Source organism: uncultured Cetobacterium sp., assembly GCF_947039425.1.
In the GTDB taxonomy this organism is placed as follows: Bacteria; Fusobacteriota; Fusobacteriia; order Fusobacteriales; family Fusobacteriaceae; genus Cetobacterium_A.
Map to the genome: position 1 here is coordinate 1 of NZ_CAMQYW010000228.1, position 3,215 is coordinate 3,215.

General features: G+C 29.5%; 2 protein-coding genes. Both read right to left on the reverse strand.

Features of this window, described 5'->3' with window-relative positions:
* The coding region (locus Q0V09_RS09610) for a hypothetical protein (RefSeq protein WP_297488963.1) at positions 1 to 1,923 on the reverse strand (1,923 nt) is incomplete at its 3' end.
* 253 nt (positions 1,924 to 2,176) lie between these two features.
* The coding region (locus Q0V09_RS09615) for a hypothetical protein (RefSeq protein ID WP_297488965.1) at positions 2,177 to 3,215 on the reverse strand (1,039 nt) is incomplete at its 5' end.

Below are 3,215 nucleotides of genomic sequence, written 5' to 3' on the forward strand. Positions count from 1 at the left end.
TTCATTTCCCATAGCTATCCTTTTTGCGATAAATTCCTTACCCATTTTCTGTATGTTATCCACTTTTTTAGCACCAAGTTTAGCTCTCAATTCTTCTGATTTAAGTTCATATTTATTATCAAAGGCATCTTCCAATATATTCATATCTATCCTATACCTTTCAGAAACTTTATTTAAAAACTCACCTCTGTAAGCAAAGTCAGCTCTTTCACTTTGGAATGCTTGTATATAACCTCTTAGATTTGCCATATTTGATATTCCAGCAGCAGCTCCCAATGTTGCATAAGTTTGAGATTTAAACTTCCTAAACTCATGGTTATTCAAAAGTTCTTCGTATGTAATAGCTTTAGATTTATAAGATTTTATTAAATTCTTAACTTCTCCAATATCATACTCAGAGTTAGGATCATTTTGTATCATCAATTCTCCAAATAAGTATAATCCTTTGAAAGCTTCAAAATCAATAAGTCCACTACCTTTTTTACTTGCCATTTTATTGAATAGTTTAGTTTCCACCTTCTCAACTTCTTTATTGTATTTGTTCTTGAATTTTAAATATTTTTTTATTTCTTTAGAATCTACATTTGCTTTAGTTAGCAATGAAATATATTCTTCAGCACCGTGGTCAAAACTTTTTAAAAATATATCCTTGTCTAATTTAGCTACAGCAACTTCATCTATAACTGTTTCTAATCCTTTATTTACTTTAGTGAATTCTTCATTGAATTTAAGTAGTCTATCCGCAAACTTTATAAGATCTGTTTTATTGTTTTTTATAAATATTTTATCAAACATAGAAACCATGTTATTGTTTAATTTTTCTGAATGCACACCTAAGAGATTATTTATAAATAATTTAGAACCTTCTAGTCCTCCTAGAGTTAATCCATGCTTTGCTGATATAGCTGACTCAATCATATTGTCATAAAAAATATCTGAAGCTCCAATATAATATTCTTGTTTCCTCACCATTTCTTTCAGTGCTTTAATTTCAAGCCCTTCTCTTCCTGCTCTAGTTCCTATTTTTTCCATAAGATTATCTGCATTTATTTTGAATACCTCAACACCACTAAGTCTTAATCTAGTAGCATAACTATGAGTAGAACCAGTATTTCTAATTCCTGTTAATGCATCAAAAATTCCCATAGAACTTTTTTTAGAATAGAACTTATCAAAGTCACCTAGTTTTAAAAATTTATCTGCTACCTTGTGAGATTTATTAAAAATTTCTTCATAAGTTCCTTCATCACCTTTAGCTATATTGAACAATGCAGTAGCACTTATTATATCCATTCCCTGGATTTTTTCTTTAAATAATTTTTTATCAGTAATTCCATTTCTCAGCATATCAACAACTTCATAAGAATTTTTAATGTTTTCTCTAGCATACTTACTTCCTAAAGTTATTGTTCTTTTCGTTACATCACCATTAACTCCAACTACATCTGCATAATTTTTGTTACTGGCCATCTTAATAACTGATTCTAGCTTATCTATATTCTCATTGGATAAAACCTTAGTATCTGTTCCAAACTCTTCTAATCCAGCCATCATGTGATAAACATATCCATAATGTTTAGCTAATTCTTTATAAGCTCTTCCTTCAACTGAGAAGTTATAATTTTTAAATAATTTATATCTCATCTTCAATTGTTCTTCTGATATACCAAGAGTTTTCTTGATTAGTGACAATGGATTTTTTACTTTTGTTAAATCAACCATTTCACCTTTATCATTTATAAAATCACCAGTGAACTCAGTAAATTTACCTTTAGTTTCATCCCATTTACCTAACAAATCATTTTTTAATTGATATTCTAAAAACATTGTTGATTTAGTTTTATTGCTTACTTTTTTATCTGTTATAAAATCTAAAACTGCTTGTGTTACTTTATCTCCGTCATGCTTTATTTGTTTTATCAAATATCGGACCATCTCTTCATCTGAATCACCCGACACGCGTGTCGGAAGAAACTAAGAGTACTGCACTTCCCAAATAGCCTTCCAACTATCCAGTATTTACTAATAATATTCAAATATTACTTTCTATGGCCTCTACACCTTCCTACGCTAAATATCTAGGCTTGGCACGGGATTGTCTTCGATTATATCTCACGACGAATGTCCAATTCCCCCGTTAGCGTTATCATTAATAAGTTATTTCCTACTTAATGCTTTAAGCTGATAAGACACCGATTGTTAATCGTTCACAGTATTTTTTTCCATAAATTTCTTTATGGGGAGACCACTGATCTCCTCTACGGAATAACATAGTTTTCTTTCCAAGTATGATTACACCTGCTTGATTTTTTTCTTCAGATAAAAATGTTAATGAAGCTCTTGCAAATTTATTATTTAAATTTTTATTCTTGGTATCCAACACTATTGTTTGAACTCCACCAAAATGATTAATAGTTTGTTGAGGATGTCTTGCAAAGAATGACATTTCTCTTGAATAACCAGTTTCATTTATACTTTTACCAGTAAACATATCTTTGTATTCAAATTCTTTATCTCTAAATGAACCCATATATTTTTTAGAAGTTATTGTTATCTCTGAAGTGTTTGCTAAATTTTTACTAAATAACTCTTTAGCTTTTTTCATTCCTTCCTCAAATTCATTTCCTGTTTTACCTTCAAGAGTTTCTATAATACTAACTCCATCACTTTGAAACAACTTGTCATTAACAAGCTTGAATCCTAAGAAATCACCAAGTTCATCAGCATTCTTTTTCAACTCATCAATAGTCTTAACATTATCAAACATCAAGTTTTCTATTTTGTTCATCATATTAGAACCTTCTATTGGATTTGCTGTAAATGAACTCTTTATTTCAAATTTTTGCAATTTAGTTAATGATCCTTTCTTAGAATGTATCTTAGAAGCTTCATCAGGAGTCCTCAAATACTCTCTAAGCAAGTTCAATGAATTTTTATTAGTGTTTCCGCCCTCTTCTTTTGCCAAGTCCTCAAATGTCTTGTTGTCAGATAATGTAGCTCCATTTAAAACTACATCTCTTATACCTGATTTAATTTTTTTAGCTATGCCTTCTTGTGATAAAAATTTGTAAATCTTTTCATCATTATCTTTTATCTTTTTAGCACGTTCAGATATTTTGTCATCTATAGCTTTCATTCTTTTTTCCATTTCAAAATCACTAGCTTTAATCTTATTCATATTCTTTTGTAGAAAAACATTGGCAGAAACTTTTTCA